The organism is Natronolimnohabitans innermongolicus JCM 12255, assembly GCF_000337215.1.
Lineage (GTDB): Archaea > Halobacteriota > Halobacteria > Halobacteriales > Natrialbaceae > Natronolimnohabitans > Natronolimnohabitans innermongolicus.
On the sequence record NZ_AOHZ01000010.1, the window covers coordinates 1 to 26,935 of the forward strand.

At 64.4% G+C, this 26,935-nt stretch carries 26 protein-coding genes, 1 tRNA gene and 2 pseudogenes; 13 read left to right on the plus strand and 16 right to left on the minus strand.

From position 1 onward, the window contains the following. A partial coding sequence (locus tag C493_RS01580; RefSeq protein ID WP_007257636.1) for a DHH family phosphoesterase occupies positions 1 to 964 on the minus strand: 964 nt, incomplete at its 3' end. Between the two features lie 189 nt (positions 965 to 1,153). Between C493_RS01580 and C493_RS01585 the strand changes: the two genes are divergently transcribed. Further along, positions 1,154 to 1,227, plus strand: a tRNA-Lys gene (locus C493_RS01585). Between the two features lie 180 nt (positions 1,228 to 1,407). Here C493_RS01585 and C493_RS01590 read toward each other — a convergent pair. Together C493_RS01590 and C493_RS01595 are read right to left on the minus strand one after the other, a co-directional pair. Continuing rightward, positions 1,408 to 2,598, minus strand: a complete 1,191-nt coding sequence (locus C493_RS01590) for an ATP-binding protein (RefSeq protein ID WP_007257637.1) — start codon at positions 2,596 to 2,598, stop codon at positions 1,408 to 1,410. Positions 2,599 to 2,679: 81 nt separating this feature from the next. Next, complete coding sequence (locus tag C493_RS01595) at positions 2,680 to 4,173, minus strand: hypothetical protein (RefSeq protein ID WP_007257638.1); 1,494 nt, start codon at positions 4,171 to 4,173, stop codon at positions 2,680 to 2,682. Between the two features lie 320 nt (positions 4,174 to 4,493). Here C493_RS01595 and C493_RS01600 point away from each other — a divergent pair, with 320 nt between their 5' ends. The 3 genes and pseudogenes from C493_RS01600 to C493_RS24185 form a co-directional block, all read left to right on the plus strand. Further along, the gene (locus C493_RS01600) at positions 4,494 to 5,159 is read left to right on the plus strand and encodes an MBL fold metallo-hydrolase (protein WP_007257639.1); all 666 of its coding nucleotides are present in this window, start codon (positions 4,494 to 4,496) and stop codon (positions 5,157 to 5,159) included. Between the two features lie 111 nt (positions 5,160 to 5,270). After that, on the plus strand, positions 5,271 to 5,675 hold the full coding sequence (locus C493_RS01605; protein ID WP_007257640.1) for a response regulator: 405 nt from the start codon (positions 5,271 to 5,273) through the stop codon (positions 5,673 to 5,675). A gap of 64 nt (positions 5,676 to 5,739) precedes the next feature. Beyond that, a pseudogene (locus C493_RS24185) lies at positions 5,740 to 5,947 on the plus strand (acetyltransferase); the annotation flags it as partial. Positions 5,948 to 6,050: 103 nt separating this feature from the next. Here the strand turns inward: C493_RS24185 and C493_RS01615 are convergent. Both C493_RS01615 and cyaB read right to left on the minus strand, forming a co-directional pair. After that, complete coding sequence (locus tag C493_RS01615) at positions 6,051 to 7,256, minus strand: methionine adenosyltransferase (protein WP_007257642.1); 1,206 nt, start codon at positions 7,254 to 7,256, stop codon at positions 6,051 to 6,053. Positions 7,257 to 7,364: 108 nt separating this feature from the next. After that, positions 7,365 to 7,913, minus strand: a complete 549-nt coding sequence (gene cyaB / locus C493_RS01620; RefSeq protein WP_007257643.1) for a class IV adenylate cyclase — start codon at positions 7,911 to 7,913, stop codon at positions 7,365 to 7,367. Between the two features lie 93 nt (positions 7,914 to 8,006). Between cyaB and C493_RS01625 the strand changes: the two genes are divergently transcribed. Both C493_RS01625 and C493_RS01630 read left to right on the plus strand, forming a co-directional pair. Next, complete coding sequence (locus C493_RS01625) at positions 8,007 to 8,984, plus strand: FKBP-type peptidyl-prolyl cis-trans isomerase (protein ID WP_007257644.1); 978 nt, start codon at positions 8,007 to 8,009, stop codon at positions 8,982 to 8,984. A 240-nt stretch (positions 8,985 to 9,224) separates the two neighbouring features. Then, complete coding sequence (locus C493_RS01630) at positions 9,225 to 9,728, plus strand: cupredoxin domain-containing protein (protein ID WP_049889075.1); 504 nt, start codon at positions 9,225 to 9,227, stop codon at positions 9,726 to 9,728. 177 nt (positions 9,729 to 9,905) lie between these two features. Here C493_RS01630 and C493_RS01635 read toward each other — a convergent pair whose 3' ends face one another. Continuing rightward, positions 9,906 to 10,532 (minus strand): RAD55 family ATPase, encoded by a 627-nt coding sequence (locus C493_RS01635; RefSeq protein ID WP_007257646.1) that lies wholly within the window; start codon positions 10,530 to 10,532, stop codon positions 9,906 to 9,908. Between the two features lie 167 nt (positions 10,533 to 10,699). Here C493_RS01635 and pyrB point away from each other — a divergent pair, with 167 nt between their 5' ends. From pyrB to C493_RS01650, 3 genes are all read left to right on the plus strand, one after another. After that, the gene (pyrB, locus tag C493_RS01640) at positions 10,700 to 11,638 is read left to right on the plus strand and encodes an aspartate carbamoyltransferase (protein ID WP_007257647.1); all 939 of its coding nucleotides are present in this window, start codon (positions 10,700 to 10,702) and stop codon (positions 11,636 to 11,638) included. Continuing rightward, complete coding sequence (gene pyrI / locus C493_RS01645; RefSeq protein ID WP_007257648.1) at positions 11,631 to 12,143, plus strand: aspartate carbamoyltransferase regulatory subunit; 513 nt, start codon at positions 11,631 to 11,633, stop codon at positions 12,141 to 12,143. Before pyrB ends, pyrI begins: the two co-directional genes overlap by 8 nt. A 356-nt stretch (positions 12,144 to 12,499) precedes the next feature. Further along, positions 12,500 to 13,339: a glycoside hydrolase family 10 protein gene (locus tag C493_RS01650; RefSeq protein ID WP_007257650.1), complete on the plus strand. Its 840-nt coding sequence runs from the start codon at positions 12,500 to 12,502 to the stop codon at positions 13,337 to 13,339. A gap of 222 nt (positions 13,340 to 13,561) precedes the next feature. Here C493_RS01650 and C493_RS01655 read toward each other — a convergent pair whose 3' ends face one another. The 5 genes and pseudogenes from C493_RS01655 to C493_RS01675 all read right to left on the minus strand — a co-directional run bounded on the left by C493_RS01655 (position 13,562) and on the right by C493_RS01675 (position 17,900). Continuing rightward, on the minus strand, positions 13,562 to 14,446 hold the full coding sequence (locus C493_RS01655) for a PRC-barrel domain-containing protein (RefSeq protein ID WP_007257651.1): 885 nt from the start codon (positions 14,444 to 14,446) through the stop codon (positions 13,562 to 13,564). Between the two features lie 118 nt (positions 14,447 to 14,564). Continuing rightward, on the minus strand, positions 14,565 to 15,332 hold the full coding sequence (locus tag C493_RS01660) for an enoyl-CoA hydratase/isomerase family protein (protein WP_007257652.1): 768 nt from the start codon (positions 15,330 to 15,332) through the stop codon (positions 14,565 to 14,567). Positions 15,333 to 15,483: 151 nt separating this feature from the next. Further along, entirely contained in the window at positions 15,484 to 16,152 is a 669-nt protein-coding gene (locus tag C493_RS01665) for a helix-turn-helix domain-containing protein (protein ID WP_049889076.1), read from the minus strand. Between the two features lie 150 nt (positions 16,153 to 16,302). Further along, positions 16,303 to 16,852 (minus strand): annotated as a pseudogene (locus tag C493_RS01670) (ABC transporter permease subunit); the annotation flags it as partial. Positions 16,853 to 17,258: 406 nt separating this feature from the next. Then, positions 17,259 to 17,900: a hypothetical protein gene (locus tag C493_RS01675; RefSeq protein ID WP_007257654.1), complete on the minus strand. Its 642-nt coding sequence runs from the start codon at positions 17,898 to 17,900 to the stop codon at positions 17,259 to 17,261. A 189-nt stretch (positions 17,901 to 18,089) separates the two neighbouring features. On the opposite strand from C493_RS01675, the gene C493_RS01680 reads away from it, so the two are divergent. Beyond that, on the plus strand, positions 18,090 to 18,653 hold the full coding sequence (locus C493_RS01680) for a thioredoxin family protein (protein WP_007257655.1): 564 nt from the start codon (positions 18,090 to 18,092) through the stop codon (positions 18,651 to 18,653). Between the two features lie 77 nt (positions 18,654 to 18,730). After that, the gene (locus C493_RS01685; RefSeq protein WP_049889072.1) at positions 18,731 to 19,888 is read left to right on the plus strand and encodes a mechanosensitive ion channel family protein; all 1,158 of its coding nucleotides are present in this window, start codon (positions 18,731 to 18,733) and stop codon (positions 19,886 to 19,888) included. Between the two features lie 15 nt (positions 19,889 to 19,903). Here the strand turns inward: C493_RS01685 and C493_RS01690 are convergent, their stop codons facing one another. Then, positions 19,904 to 20,335, minus strand: coding sequence for a cupredoxin domain-containing protein (locus C493_RS01690; protein ID WP_007257657.1), 432 nt, complete (start codon positions 20,333 to 20,335; stop codon positions 19,904 to 19,906). Between the two features lie 156 nt (positions 20,336 to 20,491). Between C493_RS01690 and C493_RS01695 the strand changes: the two genes are divergently transcribed. After that, positions 20,492 to 21,355, plus strand: a complete 864-nt coding sequence (locus C493_RS01695) for a BtpA/SgcQ family protein (RefSeq protein ID WP_007257658.1) — start codon at positions 20,492 to 20,494, stop codon at positions 21,353 to 21,355. Positions 21,356 to 21,378: 23 nt separating this feature from the next. Here the strand turns inward: C493_RS01695 and C493_RS01700 are convergent, their stop codons facing one another. From C493_RS01700 to C493_RS22935, 4 genes are all read right to left on the minus strand, one after another. After that, positions 21,379 to 22,698: a hydroxyacid-oxoacid transhydrogenase gene (locus C493_RS01700; protein ID WP_007257659.1), complete on the minus strand. Its 1,320-nt coding sequence runs from the start codon at positions 22,696 to 22,698 to the stop codon at positions 21,379 to 21,381. 1 nt (position 22,699) lies between these two features. Beyond that, a complete protein-coding gene (locus C493_RS01705) occupies positions 22,700 to 23,506 on the minus strand; it encodes an N-acyl homoserine lactonase family protein (RefSeq protein ID WP_007257660.1) in 807 nt (268 codons plus the stop codon). Positions 23,507 to 23,619: 113 nt separating this feature from the next. Further along, positions 23,620 to 24,867, minus strand: coding sequence for a tripartite tricarboxylate transporter permease (locus C493_RS01710; protein ID WP_049889073.1), 1,248 nt, complete (start codon positions 24,865 to 24,867; stop codon positions 23,620 to 23,622). Between the two features lie 292 nt (positions 24,868 to 25,159). Beyond that, positions 25,160 to 26,182 carry a GLUG motif-containing protein gene (locus C493_RS22935; RefSeq protein ID WP_161606875.1) on the minus strand — a complete coding sequence of 341 codons (1,023 nt, stop codon included), beginning with the start codon at positions 26,180 to 26,182 and terminating at the stop codon, positions 25,160 to 25,162. A 63-nt stretch (positions 26,183 to 26,245) separates the two neighbouring features. Here C493_RS22935 and C493_RS22940 point away from each other — a divergent pair, with 63 nt between their 5' ends. Further along, the gene (locus tag C493_RS22940) at positions 26,246 to 26,605 is read left to right on the plus strand and encodes a hypothetical protein (protein ID WP_161606876.1); all 360 of its coding nucleotides are present in this window, start codon (positions 26,246 to 26,248) and stop codon (positions 26,603 to 26,605) included. The last annotated feature ends 330 nt before the right edge of the window (positions 26,606 to 26,935 follow it).

Genomic DNA, 26,935 nt, shown 5'->3' on the forward strand with positions numbered 1-26,935 from the left:
AGAGGTAGGCGGCCGCGGTGAGGTCGGCGGGGGTAGTGTCGCGTTTGAAATCCAGGGTCTCCGCGCGGATGCCGTAGAGCAAGGCGGTGGCAACCTCCTCGGAGACGTTCATGTCGAACTCCTGGATGTACTTCGTCATGATCGTCGACGTCGAGGACATGTTCGGCCGGATGTCGACGAACTCGGGTTCGAACTCCGACTCGGGCTCGTGGTGGTCGATGAGCACGTCGACGGAGAGATCCATCTCGTCGGAGGTCGCGTGGTCGACCAGCGAAACCGTGTCGTAGACCGAGTAGTCCTCGATCTCGCCCCACTGCACCAGATCGATCCCCAGCAGGTTGACGAACGCGCGGTTCTCCTGGTGGCCGACGTCTCCCAGGTAGATGATATCCGATTCGACGCCGAGGTGGTCGGCGATAGCCTGTAAGGCCGCCGCGCTTGCGATCGAGTCCGGGTCCGGGCTGTCCTGGGTGACGATCGCCAGCCGGTCGCTCGTCTCCTCGAGCAACTGGGCGAGTTTCCCCGCGTTGTACTCGAGTTCGCCCGACTCGAGGGCTCGAAGCGCGGATTCGGCGATCACCGAGGAGGGGTTGATGACGATGTCGGCGCCCAGTTCCTCGAGTTCGTCGCCCGAGACGGGGTCGCTCGCGCGGGCGACGACGAACTGCGTGTCGTCGATCTCGCGGATGTGTTCGACGGCCTGTTTGTTGGACTCGACGTCGGAAGCGAGGATGAGGACGACGTCGCGGTCGGCGACGAGGTCGGCGGCCTCGGGTTCTTTGATATCGGCGGTTCTGGCGTCTAAGTCCTGGTCGCGCAGCGACTCGACGCGGCTCTCGTCGCGGTCGATAATGAGGACGTCTTTCCCTTGTTCGACGAGTTCCTCGGCGACGGCGTAGCCGACGCTTCCACAGCCGAGAATCGCATAATCAGAGATCGACGAGATCGTAACCCCCGTACTCATTGTCTGTGTGGTCGGAGCGACCACACTTAACGGTCCCGAAGATTCGTACGCAGACGATGTTCGATCGCGCAGTCACTGCGCCGGATATACGGGATCCGTCATTGTTGTCCGTTGTACGTGTGTCTAACCCTGCCACGACGCCACTCAAGGGAAACGTATTTTACGTCCCGTCGAAAAGTCGCAGGTACAGGGCCGGTAGCTCAGTCCGGCAGAGCGTCTGACTCTTAATCAGACGGTCGCGTGTTCAAATCGCGCCCGGCCCGCTTTTGCGACGAACACTTTCGTGAGGAGCAAAGCGGCCAAAGCGATTTGAAGTAGACCAGAAAGGCGCAGCGAAGCGAGCATTTCTGGGCGTAGTTCATAATCGCGCCCGGCCCGGTTTACCGCGAACGAATCCGCGAGCGGCGAGCAGCTGAACCGGCGGACGGAGTCCACAACCGCACTCACCCATCCCCGCGACGAGCGCCGCAATTCGAGACCGATTCGCTCGAGCGATCCTCGTCTTGCTCGTCGAGCGCAGGCAGCGTAACCGAGAACACGGAGCCGTCGCCGGCGGTCGATTCGACCCAGATGTCGCCGCCAACAGATTCACTCCGCGAGTCTGTCGAGCACGACCTCGCTTCGCTCGCTCGAACGCCGTGGCGCTCGACGATCCGTTTACAGAGGGCGAGCCCGATACCCGTTCCCGCGTGCTCTTCGTGCGTGTGGAGTCGCTGGAAGATCTCGAAGATCTGCGCGTGGTCGTCGTGCTCGATCCCGATTCCCTCATCGCGGACCGAAACGATCCACTCGTTGCCGTCGCGTTCGGCCGAGACGTGGACGACCGGCGCCTCGTCGCCGCTGTACTCGAGTGCGTTCGAGACGAGATTCTGGAAGAGTTGTCGCAGCTGATTTTCGTTTCCCTCGACGCGAGGGAGTTCCTCGACCGTGACGTCGGCGTTCGTTTCGTCGATCCGAAACTCGAGATCCTTGCGAACGTCCGCGAGCACGTCGTCGAGGGCGTACTCGAGGAACTCCTCGCCCTCGTCGTCGAGTTGCTCGCCGTATCGACGGTCGATGAGCTGCAGGTAGCTCGAAACCATCCGGAGCGGCTCCTGCAGGTCGTGGCTTGCGGCGTAGGCGAACTGTTCGAGGCGCTCGTTGGACTCCTCGAGGCGCTCGTTCGAGCGTTCGAGGCGCGCCTGAACCCGTTGCAGTCGTCGATTCCGGCGCTCGAGTTCGAGCGCGTTCGTCTTCGCTTGGGCGGCGTACAGTCCGACGCCGTATCCGCCGACGGCGCTGAACGCCGTGAGAATGGGGACCAGCCGATTCGGTTCCGGGAGATCGGTATCGGGTTGAAGATGGTAGAGTGCGAGAATCGAGAGCATCGCGGCGATAGCCACGAGACACCAGCCCGCGATCGTCGAGTAGAAGTCGGCGTGAACGTCGGTCTCGGGCAATCGATAGCCGCCGACGAGGAGCACGAGTCCGGAGCCGCCGATAAAGGTGGTGATGACGGCGATAGGGAGCAACGGCGTTCCCTGAGACACGTTCCAGACCGCCCGCCCGAGCGCGACGACGACGTACAGCGCGCCGAGCGCTACGAGTATCTGCCTCCCGCCGAGGATGGACGTCAGGCGGTTCCAGTATCGCATTCTACGTTGGTTTTGGAGCATGGCGAACGATAATCGTTCTCACGGAGCCAGCAGGGACGGCTGCGACGGTCGCTCGCCGCGTCACCGATCGTCGCGCACGCCGTTCGGGAACTCGTTTTCCGAGAGCGAGACGGTTCCCGAACCGTCGACGATCCGAACCGAGTAGCCGTCCTCGAGCGATCGCGCGGCCGTGTTTTCGATCGTGACGTCGGTCGCACCGTCGACGACGATCGGCGTGTGGGTCGTCTCGAACTCGCTGTCGGCGACGAGATAGTCGGCGCCGCGGAGGTCGAGTCCGCGCCGGTTGTCCGCACCGGGCTGGTCGACCGAGAGGTCGACGAACCGGCAGTCGTGTCGTTCGCAGTAGATGGCGTGACGGTTTCGCGTGCCGGGAGCGTCGCCGGTGATCCGAACGCGCTCGAGGTCGGCGCCGTGGGCGTCGTCGCCGAGGAGTCGGATCGCGTTGGCGCTGCCCGCGATCTCGACGTCGACGTCGCGAACGGTCGTCCGTCCGGCGCCGGGACTGACGCGGATCGCGTTACTCGGGGCGTCTCCGACGGCGAGTTCCGTCTCCGCGATCGTCGCGCTCTCGACGTCGTTCATGACCCTGATCGCGTCGCCGTTCGGCGCCGGTGCGTCGACGGTGACGCCGGCGAGTTCGGCGCGGCCGCCGTCGAGGCGGATCGCGTGCTGGCCGTCCGAGCCGTGGGGATCGGCGTCGACGATGACGTCGGCGTTTCTGATCTCGGCTCTCGACCCGTCGAGACGGATCGAGGCCGTTCCGCTGTTTTGGTATCGGCCGCCGTCGACGCCGACCCGACCGGTCTCACTCGAGGCGTACAGGCCGTTGTCCGGGAAGCCGCCGAGTCGGCAGTTGTGGAAGACGAGCGTTCCGCGGTGGTGTTGATCGACGGTGATGCCGGTGGCGCCGCGCCACATCTGGTCCGCGTTCGGCGTCTCGTCGACGTGGACGGCGCCGTCGATTGCATAAAAACAGTCGACGATGCCCTCGCCGTCGGGGTCGGTGACGTTGAACAGTCCCGGGCCCCACGTCCCGCTGTCGTGGGTCCCGTGGATCGTCACGTTTCGGACCGAAAGCCCGTCGGAGACCTGGGCGCTGACGACGCGGATGCCCGTTTCGTCGGCGGTCTGATCGACGTCGAAGTTCTCGAATCGGAGGTCTCGACCGGGAGCGTCGGCGGTGCCCAGTCGGAACAGCCGATACTGCGGGCCGTCGAACTTGTGGTACGTCGCCGGAACCAGCGTCGCGTTCTCGCCGACGAAGCCGAGGTTTTCGAAGTCGGTCGCCCGGAGCTGTTCGTCCATGTAGTATCGCCCCTCGGGGAATTTGAGGAGCGTGTCGTCGGCGACGTGTTCGCGGAGGACGGGCGTGACGGGCTCTCCTCCCTCGTTATCCGCCCCCGCCTCGACGACGTCGACGACCGTCCCGTACTCGTCACCGAGTTCGCTGCCGGCCGCGAGGCCGGGAATCGAGAGCGCACCGACGGCGGCGAGACAACCCGTAAGATACGATCTGCGACTACGCTGCGGTACGTGTGAATCGTTTCCGGTCACGTCCCACCGTCGGGGAGACGACGGCTTACGTATATTTGCAGTAATGGCTCCCGAAACGGTCTCGAGCGACGAAACCGAGCCCCGGGACGCTCCCGAGCGGCGAAGCCGGACGCTTACCGGACCCCTAAGCGGTCGCGCTGGCGTGGCGAAACGCGAAACAGTTGTGCTGTCGAGAACGACCCGGCCGCGGCGGTCTGGGAACGTGACGAACCGCGCTTCGACCGGCGATTCCGTTGTTCTTCACCGCGGTGGTTGTGTCGCCGGTCGGCGGGTCGCGGGCCCCACGTATAAGGCGAAACCCGTCGTACGCTCGAGCGACCATGTCTGTCACCTACGAGGGGAGTACGTTCGAGCGACCCGGCCACGCGAGCAAGCGACTCGAGACCGCCGACGGGACCGTCGTCTACGTCGACCCGTGGAGCGAGGTGATCGACGACGAACCCAGCGATGGGGATGTCGTCTTCGTGACCCACGACGACTTCGATCACTACGATCCGGACGCGATCGACGCCGTCGCCGGCGACGACGCCACGATCGCGGTTTTCGAGGCCGTCGACACGAGCGACCTCGAGCGCGACGTCGTCGACCTCCCGCTCGAGGGCGAGACCACCGTCGCCGGGATCGACGTCCGGACGGTGCCCGCGTACAACGACCCCGAGGGCGACCACGTCGACGACGACGGCGAGCCGTTCCACGCCGAGGGCGAAGTGATCGGGCTTCACCTGACGATCGACGGGCTCTCGATCTTCGTGCCCTCGGATACGGACTTCCTCGAGCACCACGAGTCGATCACGGCGGACGTCTTCGTGCCGCCGATCGGCGGCCACTACACGATGGACCGGGCGGAAGCCGCCGACTTCGCCCGCAGCGTCGATCCTGACCTGGTGTTGCCCGAACACTACGACACGTTCGAGGCGATCGAGACCGACGCCGAGGCGTTCGCCGAGGAACTCGAGGCCGAGGGGATCCGGGTCGAACTGTTCTGAGCGGATTTTCGTCGTCGAACGCAATTTTTCGCGGCGATCCGTCCTACGAACTACCATTTTCACCGCGCTCGCGTCAGAACGCTTAACTCGATCAATCTCGATCAGCAGACAATGGCTCCTCCAGACCGGATCGAGCATCTCCTGTTGGCGGAGGACAACCCGGGCGACGTTCGCCTGACGAAAGAGTTGCTGAAGGGGTGGGATCGCGATCCGACCGTCCACGTCGTCTCCGACGGCGCCGACGCGCTCGACTTCCTCCACCAGTCGGGGGAGCACGGCGACGCCCCCCGACCCGACGTGGTCCTCCTCGACCTGAACCTGCCCCGCGTCGACGGGACGGAGGTCCTCCGCGAGCTGGACGACGACGTTCGGGATATCCCCGTGATCGTCCTCTCGGGGACGGAGCCGGGTGGAGATAAGGAACTGGACGACCTCGAGGATCGTGTGCAGGCGGTCGCGGTGAAACCGCTCGACGTGGACGTTCTCGACGAAGTCGCACGCTCCGTGCAGAACTAGTTCGGATTCGGACGCGGCGTGGGCGGCATGGAATTTTGCGCTACGAGCGGGAGTGCTCGTGGCGGGACGGAACTGTCAGGTCGGTCCGGAGGTCACATGGATACGGCCCTCATCCCCTCGGTGCGACCGAACGAATCTGCAGGTCGGAGTACGGCAAACCGGTGACGGTCGGCGATAACTCCGTCGTCGCATCCGGTGCCGTCGTCACCGACGACGTGCCGGCGGACGCCGTCGTCCAGGGGAATCCTGCGTCGGTCGTCATCGAACTGGATGAAAACTGGGAGTCGCTGGGCCGTCGTCGGCGCTCGAGCGCGGTGAAGAGAGAGAAAAGCGCCACGACTCGAGTGCGATGTCGCGTTCTCGCGTTCTCGAGCCCTAGAACGTCGAGAGTTCGCCGTCGATCACGCGGCGCGTGATGTCGGTGACGCTGGCGAGTTCCTCGTCGACGATGGCTTCGATTTCGTCTTGGACGTCGCCGAGTTCGACGCCGTCTTCGGTGACGACGTGGACGTCGGCGACGTGGGGCTGATCGATCGGGCGACCGATCTGGGAGAGCAGTCGGACGCGCAGATCGCGGATGTCGTCGACGTCATCGACGACCTGTTCGGCGATCTCCGTCGAGAGCAGGTTGTAGATCTTTCCGATGTGGTTGACGGGGTTCTTGCCGCTGGTCGCTTCCATCGACATCGAGCGGTTCGGCGTAATGAGGCCGTTGGCGCGGTTACCGCGGCCGACGGAGCCGTCGTCGCCCTGCTCGGCGGAGGTGCCGGTCACGGTGAGGTAGATCGACCCCTCCTCGTAGTCGTCGGCCGTGTTGACGTGGACGTCGACCGTTCGGTCGGTGTGTTCGCCGGCGACCTGCTCGACGAACTCCCGGACCGATTCGACGGCGTCCGCGTAGGCGTCCATGTCCGGGACGTGTTCGTCGACCATCGCGGCCGCGACGGTGACGTCGATGTGGTCGCCCTCGCGTTTCCCCATGAGCTTCACGTCCTGTCCGAGGTACGGGTTCTCGTCGGCGAACTCCCCGTTGAGTCGCGCCTCGGCGTCCTGGATGATCCGTTCGGTTTCGGTCAGGGGCGCGTGGCCGACCCCGTAGCTCGTGTCGTTGGCCATCGGAACCGACACCTCGTCCTCGCCGAAGACTTCCTGAAGGTCGCCGCTGCCCTCGCCGAGTTTGACGTCGACGACGATCTCCTCGCCGACCTCGAGGTTCGGAATCGTCTCCGACAGGTACTCGCGGGCGGCCCGCAGGGCGATCGTCTCGGCGGGGATGGTCTGGCCCTCGTAGCGTTTGGTCGCGCGACCGACGATCAGCAGGTAGATGGGGTCGACGACCTCGCCACCGCCGAATGCGGGCGCAGCCTCACCGGCGACCAGCTGGGTCTCGTCGGTGTTGAAGTGCAATACCTCGCCGACGCGGTCGAGGTACTCCCGCGCTAGCGCGCCGGCGACCGCTTCGGCGACGCCGTCGCAGATCGAGTCGGGGTGACCGATTCCCTTTCGTTCGACGATTTCGACTTCCTGATCTTCGACTGCCTGACGGTCGATCGGTTCGACCCGGATGTTCCGCTCGCTCATACTCGCCGTAAGCGGAGCGTGGTTCTATAACTTGCGGATATGATTCGGGCGTGAGATCATAACTGCGGGGAGTTATCAGTTAGATAGCCGTCATACCGTTCCGGCGCGTTAGTTCCCGAGCAACAGCCCCAGATACGACGTCCGAAGCTGCTCGTTCGGGTCGAGTTCTAGTCGCTCGAGGACCTCGTAGGCCCCTTCTCGCGCGGACTCGAGGTCGCGCTCGCGCTCGACGTCCGTTTCGACCTCGACGTATTCGCCGACGTCGTCGACCGCATCGAGGGTGATGGTGTATCCATCGAGGGCGTAGCGCTCGCGTTCCTTGCGGACCGTCGCGGCCGGTTCGAAGCCGAGATGGGTCAACACGGCGTCCATCGTTTCGCCGCTGCCGACGGCGGTCTCGAACTCCTCGCGGCTCTTGGATTCGTCGTCGAGCAGCGGCCCCTTGTAGGTGACGCGGCTCTCGTCGGCGTCCACCCGATCCGGAACGGATTCGCGGCGAATGCGCAACGCCTCGTCGGTTTCGGCGAACTCCCGGTGAGGTGCATCGTAGTAGGTGTCTTCCTGAACGACCGCGCGCCGTCGGTCCGCGTCGAGGGCCTCGAGTCGCGCCCGGACGGTCTCGAGGTCGGCAGGGACTTTCACTTCGACTTCGTACATGGGCGGGGTCACGAAAGGCGGCCGTAAGTATCGGTCGCTCCCCGCCCGCGTGAAAACGTGTACCTTAAATGTAGACGGCGGGACGTACAACGTATGACCGAGGAACAGGAGGCCGAGCCTGCAGAACAGGCCGATGACGTTGCAGAGGACGTAGACGAAGACACTGAAGCCGAGCCAGAGGGGCTTCAGAACGGAGATTTCGTCGAACTCGACTACACCGCGTACACCGCCGACGGCGACCAGCTCGTCGACACGACCGACCCCGAGGTCGCCGAGGAGGAAGGCGTCGACGATCAGGGCCAGGAGTTCAAGCCCCGCACGATCGTCCTCGGTGAGGGACACATCTTCGAGGGCGTTGAGGAGGCCGTTATCGGCTCCGAGCCCGGCGACGAGGGCACCGTAACGATCGACGCCGAGGACGCCTTCGGCGAGTACGACCCCGACGACGTCCAGACCGTCAGCGCCGAGAAGATCGACGAGGACGACCGCTACCCCGGTGCGAACGTGCAGGTCGACGGCCAGCAGGGCTACATCAGCACGATCATCGGCGGCCGCGCCCGCGTCGACTTCAACCACCCGCTCGCGGGCGAGGACGTCGAGTACGAGTACGAGATTCTCGGCGAGGTCGACGACCGCGAGCAGCAGGCGGCCGGTCTCTTCGAGATGTACCTCGGGATGGAGCCCGAGCTCTGGATCGAGACCGACGAGGTCGAAGAAGAGGTCCCCGTCGAGCCCGACGAGGACGAAGACGATGACGACGAACCCGCCGAACCCGAATTCGAGACGGAAGTCGTCGAGAAGGAGACGCTCTACCTCGAGGCCACGCCCCAGATGACGATGAACCAGCAGTGGATGATGGGCAAACAGCAGATCGGTCAGCAGATTATCGACCAGATCGGCGTCGACCGCGTCATCGTCCAGGAAGTCATCGACGGCATGGGCATGGGCGGTATGGGCGGTATGATGGGCGGCATGGGCGGTATGGGCGGCGGCGACATCGAGGAAGCCCTCGAGGACGCCGACGTCGATGCCGACGAGATCGTCGAAGAACTCGAAGGCGCCGAAGAGTAACCGACCCCGATCCGGCTTTTTTCGTCCGCGACGAGGCGACACTCGAGGAGGGAGTCCCCGCTGAGCGTCACTGTACGCCTGATCGCCGGACGGCGTTGCGATCGGTGTGTTACTACTGGTCTCGGCGGGCGACTATCGTATCGACAGCCGAACCACGGATGCAGCGGCGTCTGGCTGCGTCGACCGAACCACGCGAGTGTCGGCCCGTCGCTTTTGTTCGCGAGGGAACAAATGACGGCGATGGAGCGAAACGACTCGCTTTCGCGACGCTCGGCGATTCGATTCGGCGGCGTAGTCGCCGTCGGACTCCTCGCGGGCTGTACCGAAGGCGGTTCCGACCCCGAAGACGACGAGGACGGCGTCGAACTCGAGGAGGAAGCCGACGATGCCGATCCGCCCGACGAGGATTGGGACGACGAGTGGGGCGAGGTGGACACGATCGAACTCGACGCCGAGGAGGATGGATGGATCGGACGGCGGCCGTCGGTTATCGAGGACGTCGAAAACCCGGATATCGCGCTCTACGAGGGGAGGGAGTACGAAATCGTCTGGACGAACACCGACGGAAGCAGCCACAACTTCGCCGTCGCCGACGAAAACACCACGATCGAGACGAGCAGTTTCGTCGACGAAGAGTCGGAAACGACGGAACTCACCTTCGAAGCGACCGCGGAGATAGAACTGTATCTCTGTGAGACCCACCCCGAGGAGATGACCGGTTCGATCGAGATGCGCTCCGAGTGACGGACGAAGCGCTCGACGAATCGTCGTGGATGTAGACAGGCGCGGACAGGTACGCGAGCGAGTCCGGCCCCGTGCCGACGGTCGGTCGACCGTCTCATACGGCTTACTGGCAGTCATTTCCGCCACGACCGCGACCCGAGCGGCGGTTGCGCCGGCACATCGGTACAGCAAATCGTCTCAAGCGATGTCGCGGCTCGTATCGATTGCCACTTCCTCGGTCAACTCGAGTTTGATCGCCTCGGTCGGCTGGCTCCCGCCCCGGAACTTGGGGATGGTGAGGTGGTTTTCGAGTTCGGTTCCGGCGACCGCGGTTTGCAGATCGAACACGGCGTCGGCGGCGTGATAGGTTCGCGTTCGGTTGGTGGGTTCCTCAGAGCCCTTCAGGCAGTGGAGGACGGCGATCGACCCCGTCTCGAGCATCTGCGATTTGAGTTCGTTACAGAACGCGACGTAGTCGTCGGTGTCGGCACGCTCCAGGACGTCGGCCGTGTCGACGATGAGGTTCGCCCCGTCGGGGAGCGCGCCGACCAGTCGCGTGGCCTCCTCGAGGGGGTCGTCGCTCGTGACGTGGCGGACCGTCGGACTGCCGATCTCCGAGGGCGAACTGTCGAGCGCGTGGCGAACGGCGTCGTCCGACCGTTCGGTCGTCAGGTACAGCGTCCCGCGAGCGGCCGTCAGTTCGTAGAGGAGCAGTTCCGACTGGCTGGCCGGATCGGCGGTGTACGCGACGATACATCCCGGCGGGAGTCCGCCCTCGAGCTTGCGATCCAGCACGTCGATTCCGGTCTCCAGCCGACCAACCATACAATTGGGACCAATTACCGCAGCGTCCGCATAACTCTTTGGTCTTCCATTATTTCACGAGAAAGAAATTGTCGCCTCGACTGCCAGTTTTCGTCGGGGCTCGCCGGGGACTCTGGGCGAACCCGAATGGGGAGATTCAAGGGCTCGGCAGGCACCAACACGAACGAATGCGCCACGATCACCTCATCACGAGCAAACAACTCTCGCGGGCGGACGTCGAGACCGTCCTCGACCGGGCGGCCGAGATCGACGCCGACCCCGACGCCGTCGCCGATCGGCACACGAACACGCTGCTCGGGTTGCTGTTTTTCGAACCGAGCACGCGGACGAAGATGAGCTTCGAGACCGCGATGAAACGCCTCGGCGGCGATATCGTCGACATGGGTTCGATCGAATCCTCGAGCGTCAAGAAAGGGGAGACGCTCGCCGACACGGTGCGGGTCATCGAGGGCTACGCCGACGCGCTCGTCTTGCGCCACCCCAAACAGGGCGCGGCAACGATGGCCAGCGAGTTCGTCGACGTGCCGCTGTTGAACGCCGGCGACGGGGCGGGCCACCATCCGACCCAGACGATGCTCGACCTCTATACGATCCGAGAGAACGCTGGGCTCGACGATCTCACGATCGGCATCATGGGCGATCTGAAGTACGGCCGGACGGTCCACTCGCTGGCCCACGCGCTGACGAACTTCGACACCCGCCAGCACTTCATCAGCCCGGAGAGCCTCCGGTTGCCCCGCGAGGTCGTCTACGACCTCCACCAGGCAGACGAGAACGCGGCGATCCGCGAACACGACTCCCTCGAGGACGTGTTGCCCTCGCTGGACGTGCTCTACGTCACCCGCATCCAGCGCGAACGGTTCCCCGACGAACAGGAGTACCAGAAGGTCGCCGGCGAGTACCAGATCGACGCCGAGACGCTCGAGGCTGCGAGCGACGACCTGACGATCATGCACCCGCTTCCCCGCGTCGACGAGATCGACCCCGAAATCGACGACACGGAGCACGCGGCGTACTTCGAGCAGGCACACAACGGCGTCCCGGTCAGGATGGCGCTGCTGGATCTGTTGTTGAGCGACGAGCGCGGAGGTGAGGACGATGAGTGACGATTCGGACCGCCGCGATGACGAGGCGGGCGACGCACGGAACACGCGCGAGGATCACCAGCTGCGCGTCAGCAAGATCCGCGACGGGACCGTCATCGACCACGTCCGCGGCGGGCAGGCGCTGAACGTGCTGGCGATCCTCGGAATCGACGGCAGCGAGGGCGAGGAGCTCTCCGTCGGGATGAACGTCCCCTCGGACCGACTCGCGCGCAAGGACATCGTCAAGGTCGAGGGTCGCGAACTGAGTCAGGACGAGGTCGACGTCCTCTCGCTGATCGCACCCGACGCGACGATCAACATCGTCCGCGACTACGAGGTGATCGAAAAACACCGCGTCGAGCGCCCCGAAGTGGTCGAAGGCGTTCTCTCCTGTCCCAATTCGGGCTGTATCACGACCGGTGGCGAGCCGGTCAGCTCCCGATTCGACGTCCTGAGCGACGGGGTCCGCTGTGCGTACTGCGAAACGATCGTTCGCGACGGGATCGCGGCGCTGATCGACACCTGAAACGCAACGGCTTCCGATTCGGACGCACTCGAGGGTGGCGTCGACGGTCACCATCGTCGACAGCTTCGCACGCCAAGCGACGCATCCAGAATATCTAAGTAGCTGTCAAGATAATAATCCCGTGTACATGTCGCGTACAGTCAAGATTCTGGTCGCCCTGTTCGTCATCGCCGTCCTCTGGAAAGTCGTAAGCAGCGGCTCTTCAGACGTCGATATCGAAGAGGTCGAGTACGAGCCCGTCGAGTAACTACGATACGATACCGCCGCGGTCGTCTCACCGGTCGTGAGAGGATCGCGCCACCGTCTTTTCGGCCCGGTTCCGAACGGCTTACGGCGACGGCGCCATAGGCGACAGTATGTACGGCGTCGTCACACGCAACGCTGAGGAGGTCCGCTGGCCGGAGTTCGACCGGGGCTTTTACGAGGTCAAAGACGTCACCGGACGGTCGGCCGAACCGATCGAAGACGGCGTGAACATGGTGTCCTGTTTCGGCGACAACGCCGCCGCGGACGCCGATCCCTCGCTGGTGCCCGTCGACGATCTGGGGCGTCCGGCCACGCGCGACCGGAAGTACTTCGACTGGGCCTACATCTGCCCCTCCCGCGAGGACTACCGCAACGGGCTGTTCGACGTCATCGACGACTGCGTCGCGGAAAACGAGGACGTCCGACTCGACGACATCGGCTTCCCGCGAGCGGAGTACTGTCGCTGTGGCATCTGCGAGAAAAACTTCGAAGAGAGCGCGTTCGAGGACCGCCTCGAGTGGCGCGCGAACGTCATCACGGAGTTCGTCGAGCAAGCGGCCGACCGGATCCCCGGCGACGTCTACATGACGCTTTACCCGGATCCGTATCCGGGCCACCTCTACGAACGCGCCGGCATCGACCTCGCGGCCGTCGAGGAGTACGTCGACGAGTTCGTCGTGCCGCTGTACGATACGGCCTACGAGACCACCTACTGGCTCGAGACGATCGCGAAGGGATTCGAGACCGCGCTCGAGACGCCGTTCAGCATCGAAGTGTACGCGATCGACGTCGATATCGACAACCTGATCCACGCCACCGAAGTCGCGTCGGCCTACGGCGAGTACGTCTACTTCGGCTACGAGGCGAGCAACGCGCGCGGCGCTCTGCGCCGGATGCGAGCCGACGAGCGAGATGGCGTCACCCACGGCGATCCGAACTCCGAGACGTAAGTGGACGGAGCGGCGTCGCTACGCCGTGCTTTTTCGAATCGATAGTGAGCCTCGAGGCCCCCTCGAGCGCTCGAGTCCCCAGTCCCGTACTCGCGGTTGTGACCGACGAGCGGCCGTACACGGCGTGGTAGCTGTCAAAAAGCGGATCAACTGAGCGGCGACCGTCGTCCGGGTCGGCGTTCGAAAGCGAAAGCGCACGCTCGTGCCGACGGTCGGACGAAGTTACCGGGTGTCTCCGACGACGTCATCGTCATCGTCGTCATCGAGGAGGTCGTCGTCGTCGTCGCCCATTAGTTCATCGTCATCGTCGTCGCTCATCATGCCGTCATCATCGTCGCCGATGAGATCGTCGTCATCATCGCCGATAAGGTCGTCATCGTCGTCGCTCATCATGCCGTCGTCGTCGCCGATGAGGTCGTCGTCATCATCGCCCATCACACCATCATCGTCGTCGCCGATGAGGTCGTCATCGTCGTCGCTCATCACACCATCATCGTCGTCGCCGATGAGGTCGTCATCGTCGTCGCTCATCATGCCGTCGTCGTCGTCACCGATGAGGTCGTCGTCATCGTCGCCCATCATGCCGTCGTCGTCATCGCCGATGAGATCATCGTCATCGTCGCCCATCATGCCGTCGTCGTCATCGCCGATAAGGTCGTCATCGTCGCTCATCATACCGTCATCGTCGTCACCGATGAGGTCGTCGTCATCCCGGTTGGCACCAGCACCGGTACTGGCACCTGCCGCACCGGAACCGGCCGCATCAGTCTCTGTTGCACCGGTGGTCGTCGCGTCGGTACTCCCCGTCTCGGTCTCGAGTTCCGATTCAGCGCCGGAGCTCGTCGCCCCGCCGCCGGCGCTGCTCGAGAGATCGCTCTCGAGGTGAATCTCGTCGTCGGTCACGCGCGATACCGCCGTCTCCTGGAGTGGGTACGCGTCGTCGTCGGTTCCGCCCCAGCCGAGTTTCGCCTTGATCGTATCCGTAATTCCCGGATCCGGTTCGACGTGTGCGGTACCGTGTTCGACGTCCGCGACGAGGCCAACCTCTTCGCCGTTTGCGTTGACGACTGTCTTGCCGATGTCGTCGTCGGTAAACTCTGGGGACATTGCACTCAACTAGACGGCCAAGACCCGGTTTATCGTGGTGCTTGCGGTGGCTTGCGGTTCGAGTGGTGATATTTCGGCCGCGATGGACGACGAGTCCGCCGTTTCGACCGATTCTGCCTCAGGCGTCGAACTCGGGATCGCGCCCCTCGAGGAAGGCCGTCACGCCCTCTTCGTGTTCCGGGGAGGTTCGGGCCTGGACCTGCAGGAGGTTCTCGTAGTCCAGCGCGTCGGCCCAGTGGCGAGTCATGTTCTCGTGCATCGCCTGTTTCATCGTGCCGATAATCGCCGTCGGGCCGGCCTGAAGCTGCGCGACGGTCTCTTCGACGCGCGCGTCGAGGTCGGCCGCCGGGACGGCGTCGTTGACGAGGTCGAGGTCGGCGGCGCGGTCGGCGTCGACGAACTCGCCGGTGAACGCGAGTTTCTTGGCGGCCCGCAGACCGACGATGTGGGGCAGCATGAACGTCCCGCCGGTGTCGGGAATCAGGCCGACGCGGACGAACGCACAGGAGAACGTGGCGTCCTCGGCGGCGTAGGCGATGTCGGCGAGCGCGACCAGCGCCAGCCCGGCCCCGACGGCGTCGCCGTTTACCTTCGCGACGATCGGCACGTGCGACTCGAGCATCGCCTCGACGACGCGGCCGAACGTCTCGGTGACGGATTCGTAGGCCTCGCGGGAGCTAGCGGGGAAGTTTGCCAGCGACTGGAGATCGCCGCCGGCACAGAAGGCGTCGCCTTCGCCCGTGAGAACGATCGCGTCGTACTCGTCGGGCGAGGCGGTCTCGATCGTGTCGGCGAGTTCGAGTGCGAGTTCTTTCGTGATGGCGTTGCGCGCGTCGGGTCGGTCGAACGTGATCCGGAGGATTCCGTCGGTGCTGTCGACGTCCATGGCCGACCGGTCTCAGCCGGGCCCTATAATCGTACTCGTTGACAGCTGTTTCGTCTCCGTCCTCCCGACCGCATCGGCGATTGGCCGGCGGCTGTCGTCGATCGACGTGGACGGAACGTAACGTGACGGACCGTTCGAACCCGAGTGCCGGTTAGTTCGACGGGACCGGCGGCGCGACGGTCTCGTCCTCGGAGACGTTCAGCTCCGACGTGACGAGCGCGCGGTAGGCCCGGCGAAGTCGCTCCGAGAGGGCCTGGTGAGAGATGTCGAGTTCCTCCGAGAGCTCCTGCATCGAGACCTCGCGGGGAATCTCGAAGTAGCCGTGATCGATCGCGGCGACCAGCGTCTCGTACTGGCGGGCGGTGAGCCCACACTGGGTGTGGCTCTCCTCCTCGAGGTCGAACAGGCGGACGATCGTCGGCGTGACGTCGAGTTCCTCGAGCCGGTCGTAGAGCGAGCTCACGCTCTCGCGGTCCGTAAACCGGATGCTCAGCAGCCACGTGCCGTTCGACGCCGAGGCGCTCAGGACGGTGCCGTTCTCCTCGATGATCAGTTCGAAGACGTCGACCGTCTCCGGGTCGAACTCGAGGTCGTAGAGCCAGCGGTCGTCGTCGCTGTTGATCAGCGAGTAGTTGCCGATCGCCGACGCTCCGTCGAGCGCGTGCTCGATCTCGTCTTGCGACGGCCCGGAGAGCCAGAGCCCGTGCCCGCTCGAGGCGATAACGCGCTCCATCTCACAGTTCAGTCCGGGAACAGCCTCGAACAGCTCGCCGGCTCCGGTTCCGTCGGCCGGAATCTCGATGTCTGCGATCGATGTCATGAGTTCATGCATGCGTACTACGGGGACTCCAATAACCCCGTTTCCAAAGAGATTAGCAGCGACGAAGCCGAATTACACGACTTCTTATGCGTCTCGCAAGCCGGTCGTTCATAGGGTACAATCAGTTCGCTGGCAAAATCCGTCTGAGCGTCAGTGACGGCGGGGAACGCCGACGAGTAACTGGACGATCACGACGACGACGATCGTGATCGCCAGCAACGCGAGTGCGATCGGAACGATCGCCTCGAGTCCGCGGGAGATCCGCAACACTTCGATCCGCGTCGGCATCGTCCGCGGGTTGTACGCGACCATCATCGTCGCGCCGAACTCGCCGATCGCCCGCACGAACGTCAGGACGATTCCGGCAGCGATCGCGTTGCGTGCAAGCGAGAGCGAGACCAACCGAACCGTCTCGAGCGGGCCGTAGCCCATCGTCCGCGCGGCCTCATCGAGTCGCGGATCGATGTCGTCGAAGCCCGCGCGGGCGGTGACGACGAGGAAGTGGGGCGGCGACGAACGTCTGGGCGAGGACGACGCCGGCGTAGCTGTCGGTCAGCGGGACCCCGAGTCCCGCGGCGACCGAGCCGATCGGCGTGCACCGACCGACGACGGTCAACAGCGTGACGCCGCCGACGATCGGCGGCAAGACGAGCGGGAGCAAGACGGCGGCCTCGAGGAGCCGCTTGTCCGGAAATAGAGCCGTTCGCGGAGTAGTTCGACGTCGGCGCCGATGACGGCGTCGGGGTGTTTCGTCCCCTCCTCGATCCGAGGCGGTATTTCAGTCGTCGGGAGTTCCCGTGGGTTGGGAAATCAGACTGTGGCCGGTCGGAATCCGATCGATCGATATCGCGGCTGCAGCCGCTTCGATTCGTCGTTCGACAAAAAACGGAGTTAATGGAGCGACGCTTCACACCGCGGACAGATCCGCGACTGTATCGGAACGCGTCGCTGGCAGTCGGGGCACGTGATATCCTCCTCGACCTGAAACGGGTACGCTCGACTCATGGCGCTCGTTCGAACGAACACCGACTACTACCATAAGTTACGTCGCGCCCGAACGTGACTCTCCGCCCGGATACTCAGTCGCCGCTACTGAGTGGTCTCGATCACCGATAGTTCTTGAACAGCAGCGCCCGGACGTCGTCTTTGGTCTGGACCTCCTCGGTCGTCCCGTCGGGGAGTTCGACGCTGTAGCGGTAGTCCGCCGACGACGATTCCTCCCACTTGTCGTCGTGGGTCTCGAGCAGGCTCATCATCTCGTCTAACATGTCGTCGTCGTCGGCCGCGCCGTCGCCGCTCTCGTCACCGCCGTCGTCGTCGGCCGCCTCGCTCGAGGGCGTCGCGTCGTCGGCAGTCGAATCGGCGACGTCGGTCTCCGCCACCGACTCGTCGTCACCGCCGTCGTCGCTTCCGCTCGAGTCGTCGTCAGCGTTGGATTCGTCCGCTGGTCCGTCCCCGTCCTCGTCCTCGATGTACGAGACCTCCTCGAGGTCCATCTCGCCCGCGGTATCGGGCCCTCGGTCGATCGCGGCGCCGACGTCGGCCGAGACGTCGGCGGTCGCCGAAGCGTCCAGGTCGGCGTCGATGCTCACGTCGATGTCCGGGTTCCCCTCGAGATTGTCGATCAGATACTGGATGGCGTCTCGCTCGCGGACGAAGCCGTACTTGCCGACGACCTGTTCGGAGATTTCCGCGCGCAACTGCTGGATGACCGCGTACTGTTCGTCAGTGACCTCGAGCGTTTGCATATCTCATCGATATCGCGGGGGGTACAAATATCATCGCCCACCCGGTTGCCGAGGGAGATTGGGTGTGTAGCGTCGGTGGCCCGACGACACCGGTAACCCACGACGGCCGGTGCTGACCGTCGCTCGAGCAGACGGTCGCCGCAACCGGCGAGCACGGTGTTTAAGCCGACCGCTCCGGAACCGTTACGCATGGTACTCGAGGAATCCGACTCCGAGCTCGCGGCTGGTGACACCGCTCCCGACTTCGAACTCGAGGGAACGGACGGGGACACGTACGCGCTCGAGTCCTTTTCGGACGCCGAGGCGTTGCTGGTCGTGTTCACCTGCAACCACTGTCCGTACGCGAAGGCGAAGTTCGACCTGCTGAACGAACTGGCCGACGAGTACGACGACGTCGCCGTCGTCGGAATCAACCCTAACGACGCGGCGGAGTACCCCGAAGACGACCTCGAGACGATGCGCGAGTACGTCGAGGACGGAACGATCCGATACGACGCGTACCTCCGCGACGAGAGTCAGGACGTCGCCGACGCCTACGGCGCCGTCTGCACGCCGGATCCGTTCCTGTTCGAACGGACGGACGGGACCTTCCGGCTGGCGTACCACGGCCGACTCGACGACGCGTTGAACCCGGAGGACGAACCCACGCGATTCCACGTCCGCGAGGCCATCGACGCGATTCTGGCCGGCGAGTCGGTCGACCTCGAGTGGCAGCCCTCGCAGGGCTGTTCGATCAAGTGGACCGATCGGTAGCGCCGGTTCGACGCGGTCGGGAGTTGCGCCTGCCGGGCGGTCACTGAGGGGGTTTGCGTGAGTATCACGGGTAGCGAATGGTCTCGACAGCACGGTCTGTGCCGGCGCAGGGCTCCCTCCTTCGCCCGGACCCGGTTCCTCGGATACAGGAGACGATCTTCTCGTCGCTCGAACTGCAACTTCTCGCGACCGGGTTGCTGGCCGTCTTCGTCCTCGTCGGCATCTGGGGATCCGCTCGCATCCGGGATCTCGTTCGGCGCCGATACGGCACGCAGTCCGCCGAGGTCAGCTCGATCCTCGTTCTCGGCGCCGTCGTCGTCGCCGCCGTCTACCTGTTCAGCGTCATCTGGCACGTCACGTTCGTCCTCGAGTACACGCTGCAGACGATGTCGATCGATCGGTGGCTCGCCGCCCAGCAACTCGTTACCGGGGCGATCGTCCTGACCGCCTACCTCGCGATCAGGTTCGTCAATCGGTCGATCGACAAACTCGCACAGGCGGGGGCGGTGACGAACCATCAAAGCGAGGTCGCCTACCACGTCGCGGACGTCGCCATCGTCTGCTTTGCGGGGGCGACGATCCTGACGCTGTGGGGAATCGACCTCACGAACATCTTCATCGGCGCCGGCGCGATCACGGCGATCGTCGCGCTGACGGCCCGCGAGACGCTAGCGGCGATGCTCGCCGGGTTCATCCTGCTGTTCTCGCGGCCGTTCTACGTGGGCGACTGGATCGAAGTCAACGAGACGACCGGGATCGTCACCGACGTGACGATCTTCACGACCAAGATCCAGACGTTCGACGACAAACACGTCCTCGTTCCGAACGACGAGGTGACCGACAGCCAGCTGACGAACTACTCCCAAAACGACCAACTGCGCGTCGAAGTCGAGGTCGGCATCGACTACGACGACGATCCTAAACGCGCGCGCGAGGTTATCGCCGACGCGGTCGAGGGGCTCGACTCGGTCAAGAACAACCCGTCGCCGCAGGTAATCGCAAAAGCCTTCGGCGACTCGGCGATCCTCCTCGAGTGTCGCGTCTGGATCAGCGATCCGACCATGCGACGGCGACTCCGGACCAAAACGAACGTCATCGAGGCGATCGTGACCGCATTCGACCGCGAGGGACTCGAGATCCCGTATCCACAGCGCGTTCACGACGCGCGCGACGACGGGTTCCTGATCGACGGACCGGACGGACGGCGGGGCCGACTCTCGTCGCTCGAGGACTGACCGCGACCGCCGTCGTCACTCGACGATGAGGTCGCCGATCTGGCTGGACTCGTGGAACGTACAGACGTACGTCACCATCTCGGGGTCGGCCGTAAACTCGAGGACCTCGCCCTCGCCACCCACACTGACCTGATCGGTCTGGAGATCGTCGACGACGTCGTTCCCGTCGTCCCAGATCGCGAGATCGTGGTGCATGTCGCCGCTGTTGATCCACTCCATCGTGTACTCGCCACCGTCTTCGAGGACGAGCGTCGGATTCTCGACGCCGTCGATCGATTCGGGCTCGAGACCGACCCAGTATGATCGGTACCCCTCGAGAAGGATGTCCTCCTCTGGGTCGATTTCGTACTCTTCGCCGTCGTCGTCGCTGCCGAGGCAGCCGGCGGCAGCGACCGTAATCGCGGCGGCGCCGGCGGCAGACAGAACCGAGCGTCGTGTCCGTGCCATGGGTTCGTACGTCGACTCGGAACCGTCTAACGCTCAACGCTACGGCGATTCCCACCCCGCGAGGAACGAGACGATCATGTTCGGACAATCATATAGCTGCGGGCGCGCTCGCTCGGATCCGCAGCTACTTCCACCGCTCGCGTCGAGAGTACCGATATGACCGCGCTGACGCCGTTATCGGACCGCTTCGACGCTGACCGTCCCGTCCTCGGGATGGTTCACCTGCCGCCGCTACCCGGCTCGCCGGGCTACGACGGCGATCGGGAGGTCGTTCGGGCGCGCGCACTCGAGGCTGCTCGTCGCCTCGAGGCCGGGGGCGTCGACGGCATCGTCCTCGAGAACTTCGGCGACGCGCCGTTTTACCCCGACGACGTCCCGAAACACGTCGTCGCCGAGATGACCGCAATCGCGTCGCGGGTGGCGAATACCGTCGACGTTCCGCTCGGAATCAACGTACTCAGAAACGACGCCGAGGCGGCGCTGGCGATCGCTGCGGCCGTCGGCGCGGATTTCATTCGAGTAAACGTCCACGTCGGGACCGCGGCGACCGATCAGGGTGTCCTCGAGGGGCGAGCCCACGAAACCGTTCGCCTGCGCGACCGCCTCGAGGCCGACGTCGCCATCCTCGCCGACGTGCACGTCAAACACGCGACTCCGGTCGGGGACGCGCCAATCGAACGCGTCGCCCTCGAAACGATCGAGCGCGGCCGCGCGGACGGCGTCATCGTTTCGGGATCGGGAACCGGCTCCGAGGCCGAACTCGAGGACGTCGAACGAGTCGTAGACGCAATTTCGGACGGCGTCGAAATCGACGACCGTAGCTCGCCGCTCCCGCCGGTCTTCGTCGGTAGCGGCGTCACGAGCGAGACGGTCGGCGACTGCTTCGAAGCCGGCGCGGACGGCGTCATCGTCGGGACGGCGCTTAAAGAAAACGCGAAAACGACGAACCCCGTTTCGCGCGAACGCGTCGCGGCGCTCGTGTCGGCCGCTCGGACTCGAGACGCCGGCGACAGCGCGTAACGGCCCGGACTCGAGTCCGATCGCTACTCCCAGTTGTGGAGCGCGTCCCGGAAGATCGCTTTCGCGTCGTCCTCGGTCACCGGTCGCGGATTACAGCGCAGGAGTCGCTGCTGGGTTTCGACCGTCTGTCTTGCGAGCCAGTCGACGTCCCCTTCGGTGATGTCCGCGAGCTCGGTGAGTCCACTCGGGATGACGTTCAGGTCCTGCTGGAGCCGAACGTACTCCTGGCGAGCCCGATCGGCCGCGTCGCGAGTACTCAGGCCGCCGGTGTCGGCGCCCAGCATCTCGGCGACTCTGACGAACCGTTCGGGATCGCTCGCGGCGTTGTAGCCGAGCGTGCTCGCGGGCGTGAGTACGGCGATGGTCTCGCCGTGGTAGGTGTGATAGCGGTTGCCGACGGGGTAGGCCATCGCGTGGGCGAGACTCGCGCCGGCCGTCAGTCCCGCGATCGCGCCGAACAGCGCGCCCTTGAGCATCGCCGATCGAGCTTCGAGGTCGTCGCCGTTGTGGACCGCGGTCCGGACGTTACCCGAGAGCAGTTCGATGGCCTTCTCGGAGAACATCTCGGTGAGCTCCGTTCGTCCGGCGTAGACGGGGCGGGCCTGTGGATCCGAGGCGCGCAAGAGGCCGTCGAACGGGTGGGTCGTGTAGCCCTCGATGGCGTGACCGAGCGCGTCCATCGCCGTCTTCCCCGTGATGTCGGGGGGCAGCGTCGTCGTAAACGTCGGGTCGAGGACGGCCGCGTCCGCCCTGATGTGGTTGCTCGAGATCCCCTCCTTGATCTCCTTTTCCTCGACGGAGAAGATGGCGACGGGCGAGATTTCGGCGCCCGTCCCCGCGGTCGTCGGCATGAGCACCAGCGGCGGCCCCGACTCGGTCAGCGCCTCGCCCTCGCCCGTCGGTTCGGCGACGTAGTCGAGCACCTGTCCGCCGTTCGCGACGATCGCCCGCGTCGCCTTCGCGACGTCGATACAGCTCCCGCCGCCGAAGCCGACGTAGAAGTCGTAGCCGTCCTCGCCTTCGTTCTCGCGGACGAACTCGAGGCAGCTGTCGACGTTCTCGATCGACGGCTCGCGCTCGGCGCCGTCCCAGACGGTCACGTCGTAGCCCGCGTCCGCTATGTGGTCGGTCACGCGGTCGACGTGGCCGACCTCGACCAGTCCCTCGTCGGTGACGAGGAGTCCGTGCGGATCGTCGTCGCTGTCGACGCCCAGATCCGCGAGCTGGAAGCCGAGCTCTTCGACCGCGTCGCGACCGAATCGAATCTGGGGCATCTGGAGGTGCCAGACCGTCTCGGGCCCCAGTTCGTGCTCGGGAGCCGAAACCGACCGGTCGTAGCTCATCTCACTGCCCCCACCCGTCGCGGATCGACTCGAACTGGTCGCTGTCGTGACCGTAGACGACCTCGGCGTCGTGGCGTCGCTCGAGCGATTTGATCCGCTGGAGGCTGTCGAACCACTCCGTCTTCCCCCAAAGCAGGCCGGCGCCGAGGGGCGCCTCGTCCTCGAAGTTCTCCGCGCGGTAGAGCTGATCGCCGGCGAAAACGATCGTCCCCTCGTCGTCGAGGTGAATTACCGTCCCCGTCAGTCCCGGCGTGTGGCCGGGGAACCGAACGAACTCGAGGTCCTCGAAGTGCTGTTCGCGATCCTGGTGAAGAATCTGCCAGTTCAGGTCGTGATCGAAGTCCTCGAGGATGTACGCGCCGCTTCCCTCGTCGGTCTTCGCGCTGTAGTAGGCGAACTTGACCTCCTTCTCGTGGACGAAGATCGGGACGTCGGTGCCGTCGAAGAACTCGAGTCCGCCGGCGTGGTCCAGGTGGAGGTGCGTCTGGAACACGTAGTCGATGTCGTCGATGCTATAGCCCGCTTCCTCGAGGTCGTCGTCGAGGCGGTGTTCGTGGGCGTCGTGGGGATAGAACGCCTGTAACAGTTCTTCGGGCCAGTGACCCTCGAGGGCCTCGTGGTGGTTGCCGGTGTCCCAGAGGATCGTCCCCTCGGGGTGGTCGATGACGAGACTCCAGACGGGGATCTCACCGTAATCGACGTCCGGGTTCGGCTCGTCGTGGGTCCCCAACGTGTGGCCCTCGATCATGTAGTTCTGGTCGCACTCGAGACCGCCCCGATGCAGGACGTCGATCGTAGCGTCTACCATGTTATTATACCTCATGGTCTATCACGACAGTATGCGGCAAAAGTGTTGTCGTGGGTACATCTGTGGGAATCCGGAACTGTAGCCGCTATTGACCGGTCGCGCCCATCCAGCGCTTAGCCGCCGAGCAGTAACGGTCCGATCAGGACGCCCATCAGGTGAACCCGGCGAGCACGGAAGCGGACCGGAACCATTCCGATTGCCGCCGCGACGGCGAAGACGACGATCCCGATCGGACCCGTAAAGAGATACGAGAGCACGAGCAAGAGCGAGAGAACGGCCACCGAAATTTTCCAGTACTCGAGTCGTCCGACCAGATCGAGGTAGGCGTCGCCGATCGTGACGACGAGAACGAAGCCGAACAGGCCGGCGAGAACGACCCCCGCGAGCAAGACCGGCAACTCGAGCGGTGCCCCCACCGACTCGAAGGCGACCATTACGCCGGTTCGGGGCTGGCCGATGGCGACGAGCGCGAACAGCGCGAAAATCGTATTCGCCGTATCGACGCCGCTCGTGGCGACGATGTAGCCGCGGTCACCGGATCGGCCGGGAATCAGGACGAGGACCGCGACTGCCGCGATCGCCGCGGAAATACCGGGAATGTAGCCGACGATCGCACCCGCAACCGCGCCGGCCAGCGCCGTCGCGGCGACGAACGGACCGGACGCCCTGAGACCCTCATCACCCTGCGGCGGCACACTACCCCCGCGGATCGCGTCGATCAACACCGGCGCGCCGAACAGTCCGGCAAAAAGCGGGGCGAGCATCCCGCCGGCCTCGAGGGGCGCGTCCGGCGAGAGGTCAAGCGTCAGCACACCGAGCGTTGCGGCCAGCACAAAGGAGACGAAGCCACCGACTCGAGCGCGCCACGTGTACTCCGAGGCGATCAGCGCGACGACGACCATCGCCAGCAAAAGCGAGAGGTTCGATCGGACCGTCGGGTAGATGGACGTCATACCCCACGTTATGGGAACGGCGAGCGGAATCGCGACGAGTACGGCGAGCAGACTCCCCAGTGCGGAGAGCCGGATCGCTTCGTAGCCCCGCCCGTCCCGGACCATCCGGTGGCCCGGAAGGGCGGTGACGGCCATTTCCGCGTCGGGAACGCCGAGCGCCATCGCGGGGACGGCGTTGACGAACGTGTGGACGACGCCCGCGGCGAGCATCGCCGAGCCGACGAACAGCGGCTCCCCGGGGATCGACGGCGCGAAGCCGGCAAGCAAGAGCGCGAAGTTGTTCGCGTGAAGCCCCGGAACGAGGCCGCTGCAACAGCCGAGTACCGCACCGGCCGCGATCCAGGCGAGCAACCGCAGCGACAGCGACGGCTCGGCGATGACCTCCACTATCGCGGATGTGCCCGCCATCGCTCACCCTGGCCGCGGCTTCGCGGTTAAACTCGCGGGTCCAACCAGTGGTCGACCTTCCTCGTTTACCACTCACTACTACTTCTCGAGGGCCCGAACGTCTCAAGCAGATCGTCCTGGTTTGACGCCCAAAACCAACGGACATACGTCAGTTGTTCATCGATATACTCGCGTTCGAACGCCTTGGGTCGAAAGCCCGGTCGGTTGCGTCCGCGAGCAGTTCACGCGATTCTCAAGTCCCGGCGCAGTCGATTTCGCATTAGCGGTTCTTACGTCGAGCCACGATTGCCAATTACGCGTCATATTCGTCCGGTACAGCCCGCCTCGCCAGCAGATAGCCGGTCGCACCGAGACTCACGACGGCGCCGACGAGTCCGGGACCTGGGACGCCATCGCTGCTCGAGTCGTCGGTACCGAGTTCGTCGCTTTCGTTCCCCTCGTCTGCCGATCCATCGGAGTCGGCCTCACCAGTCGTCGTATTTTCGTCTTCCAGCGATTCCTCGGGTTCCATTTCTTTTTCGAATTCCTCGATCGGATACGTCGCCTCGAATGGGTCGTCGCTCGTCGTCACGTCGGCAAACGCGTCAGCTGGTCTATCCTGCCACGCTAATGCCGGATAGATGTCGGTCGTTGTCCAGACCTCACCGAAGTCGAACGCCTCGAGCGACTCGGCTGCATCGCTGCCAGTTATCGCGGCAGTTTCGAGACCGTGGTCGTCCGATACAGTCGGCGATGTCGTTAGCCCGGTTTCCGCGACGCCCCAGTAGCTAGTGACGACCACACCAGTCTCGAACTGTTCGTCGTCGATAATTGCGTTCTTGCCGACGAGCCCGCCAACGCTCTCGTCGTCTTCCCACTCGAGCGTACTGATTGCATACGAGCGTTCGACTGTGCCCGTATACACGCTCGATCCGCTTTCGTTGATATTTCTCCCGACGAGCCCGCCGACGTCGGTACTCACGGAGTCGTCGCGCCCAGTCACGGCACCCGTCGCATAACAGTCGACGATCGTGTCCCGGTTCGTGCCGACGAGCCCGCCAACGTAATCCTGTCCGGTCGTCTCCCCCGTCGCGTAGCTCTCCACGATCGTACCCCGATTGATGCCAACGAGTCCGCCGGCGTTTCGACCACCGGTTACCTCTCCGGTGGCGACCGACCGACGAACCTCCGTTCCGATGTGCTGTCCGATGAGTCCGCCGACCCGACTGTTGATCTCGCCGTCCAGTGTGTTGACCCGAACGTCGGCGATGGAATCGATGACAGCCCCCTCGCTGTCAGTTTTTCCGACGAGCCCACCGACGACGCTGCTGCTCAACACCTCACCCGTCGCACTCGAGTCACTGATGACGGTTTCGGACCTGTCGCCCCGCCACGGCGTGTGACGGCCGACGAGGCCACCGGCGTCACCGGTTGTCGCCGTCAGGTCGACATCTGCGTGGGCCCGCCTGACTGGTCCATCGCTGTTCCACCCGACAATACCTCCGACGTGTCGATCGGCAGTAATAGTCACGTTCGCTGTCGTGTCCTCGATAACGGAACCCACTCCAGCGTTGCCGACGATACCGCCGATCTGATCGGAGCCGGAGATTGTCCCAGAAACGGACACATTCGAGATCGTTCCAGCCGTGAAATCGCCCACGAGCCCACCGACCTTGTCATCTCCAGTGATGTCAACGTCCACCAGATTGAGATCCCAGATGTCGACGCCCTGGCAGTCCCAGAACAGTCCAATTTCTGACTCAGTCGGTCGATCAATCGTCAGCCCACGGATCGTGTGTCCGTTCCCATCGAAATTTCCTCGAAACCGGTCCCTGTCGTCACCGATCGGATGAACGTTATCGACCGCAGAAATATCGATATCATCGACGAGCCGATAGTAGGCTCCGCGTTCGCCGCCAACCGATAGTAACTGTTTGGCGGTCGAAATTTCGTAGGGAAACAGTCTGGATCCGTCTCCGCCGTCGAACGGATTCTCACCGTCTTCGTCAGCGGCCCCCACCACGCACCCGGTAACCGCTACCCCGCCAAGGGTTGCCACCGCAGTCGTCTGTACGAACCGTCGTCGGTC

Bases quoted from the DNA above. Each gene is read 5' to 3' on its own strand.
- C493_RS01650 (WP_007257650.1), top strand. From the start codon at position 12,500: ATGTACGGCGTCGTCACACGCAACGCTGAGGAGGTCCGCTGGCCGGAG.
- cyaB (WP_007257643.1), bottom strand. From the start codon at position 7,913: ATGTACGAAGTCGAAGTGAAAGTCCCTGCCGACCTCGAGACCGTCCGG.
- C493_RS01605 (WP_007257640.1), top strand. From the start codon at position 5,271: ATGGCTCCTCCAGACCGGATCGAGCATCTCCTGTTGGCGGAGGACAAC.
- C493_RS01625 (WP_007257644.1), top strand. From the start codon at position 8,007: ATGACCGAGGAACAGGAGGCCGAGCCTGCAGAACAGGCCGATGACGTT.
- C493_RS01700 (WP_007257659.1), bottom strand. From the start codon at position 22,698: ATGAGCTACGACCGGTCGGTTTCGGCTCCCGAGCACGAACTGGGGCCC.
- C493_RS01635 (WP_007257646.1), bottom strand. From the start codon at position 10,532: ATGGTTGGTCGGCTGGAGACCGGAATCGACGTGCTGGATCGCAAGCTC.
- C493_RS01590 (WP_007257637.1), bottom strand. From the start codon at position 2,598: ATGCGATACTGGAACCGCCTGACGTCCATCCTCGGCGGGAGGCAGATA.
- C493_RS01710 (WP_049889073.1), bottom strand. From the start codon at position 24,867: ATGGCGGGCACATCCGCGATAGTGGAGGTCATCGCCGAGCCGTCGCTG.
- C493_RS01695 (WP_007257658.1), top strand. From the start codon at position 20,492: ATGACCGCGCTGACGCCGTTATCGGACCGCTTCGACGCTGACCGTCCC.
- C493_RS01685 (WP_049889072.1), top strand. From the start codon at position 18,731: ATGGTCTCGACAGCACGGTCTGTGCCGGCGCAGGGCTCCCTCCTTCGC.
- C493_RS01660 (WP_007257652.1), bottom strand. From the start codon at position 15,332: ATGGACGTCGACAGCACCGACGGAATCCTCCGGATCACGTTCGACCGA.
- C493_RS01705 (WP_007257660.1), bottom strand. From the start codon at position 23,506: ATGGTAGACGCTACGATCGACGTCCTGCATCGGGGCGGTCTCGAGTGC.
- pyrI (WP_007257648.1), top strand. From the start codon at position 11,631: ATGAGTGACGATTCGGACCGCCGCGATGACGAGGCGGGCGACGCACGG.
- pyrB (WP_007257647.1), top strand. From the start codon at position 10,700: ATGCGCCACGATCACCTCATCACGAGCAAACAACTCTCGCGGGCGGAC.
- C493_RS01600 (WP_007257639.1), top strand. From the start codon at position 4,494: ATGTCTGTCACCTACGAGGGGAGTACGTTCGAGCGACCCGGCCACGCG.
- C493_RS01630 (WP_049889075.1), top strand. From the start codon at position 9,225: ATGGAGCGAAACGACTCGCTTTCGCGACGCTCGGCGATTCGATTCGGC.
- C493_RS01615 (WP_007257642.1), bottom strand. From the start codon at position 7,256: ATGAGCGAGCGGAACATCCGGGTCGAACCGATCGACCGTCAGGCAGTC.
- C493_RS01655 (WP_007257651.1), bottom strand. From the start codon at position 14,446: ATGTCCCCAGAGTTTACCGACGACGACATCGGCAAGACAGTCGTCAAC.
- C493_RS01690 (WP_007257657.1), bottom strand. From the start codon at position 20,335: ATGGCACGGACACGACGCTCGGTTCTGTCTGCCGCCGGCGCCGCCGCG.
- C493_RS01675 (WP_007257654.1), bottom strand. From the start codon at position 17,900: ATGCAAACGCTCGAGGTCACTGACGAACAGTACGCGGTCATCCAGCAG.
- C493_RS01680 (WP_007257655.1), top strand. From the start codon at position 18,090: ATGGTACTCGAGGAATCCGACTCCGAGCTCGCGGCTGGTGACACCGCT.
- C493_RS01665 (WP_049889076.1), bottom strand. From the start codon at position 16,152: ATGACATCGATCGCAGACATCGAGATTCCGGCCGACGGAACCGGAGCC.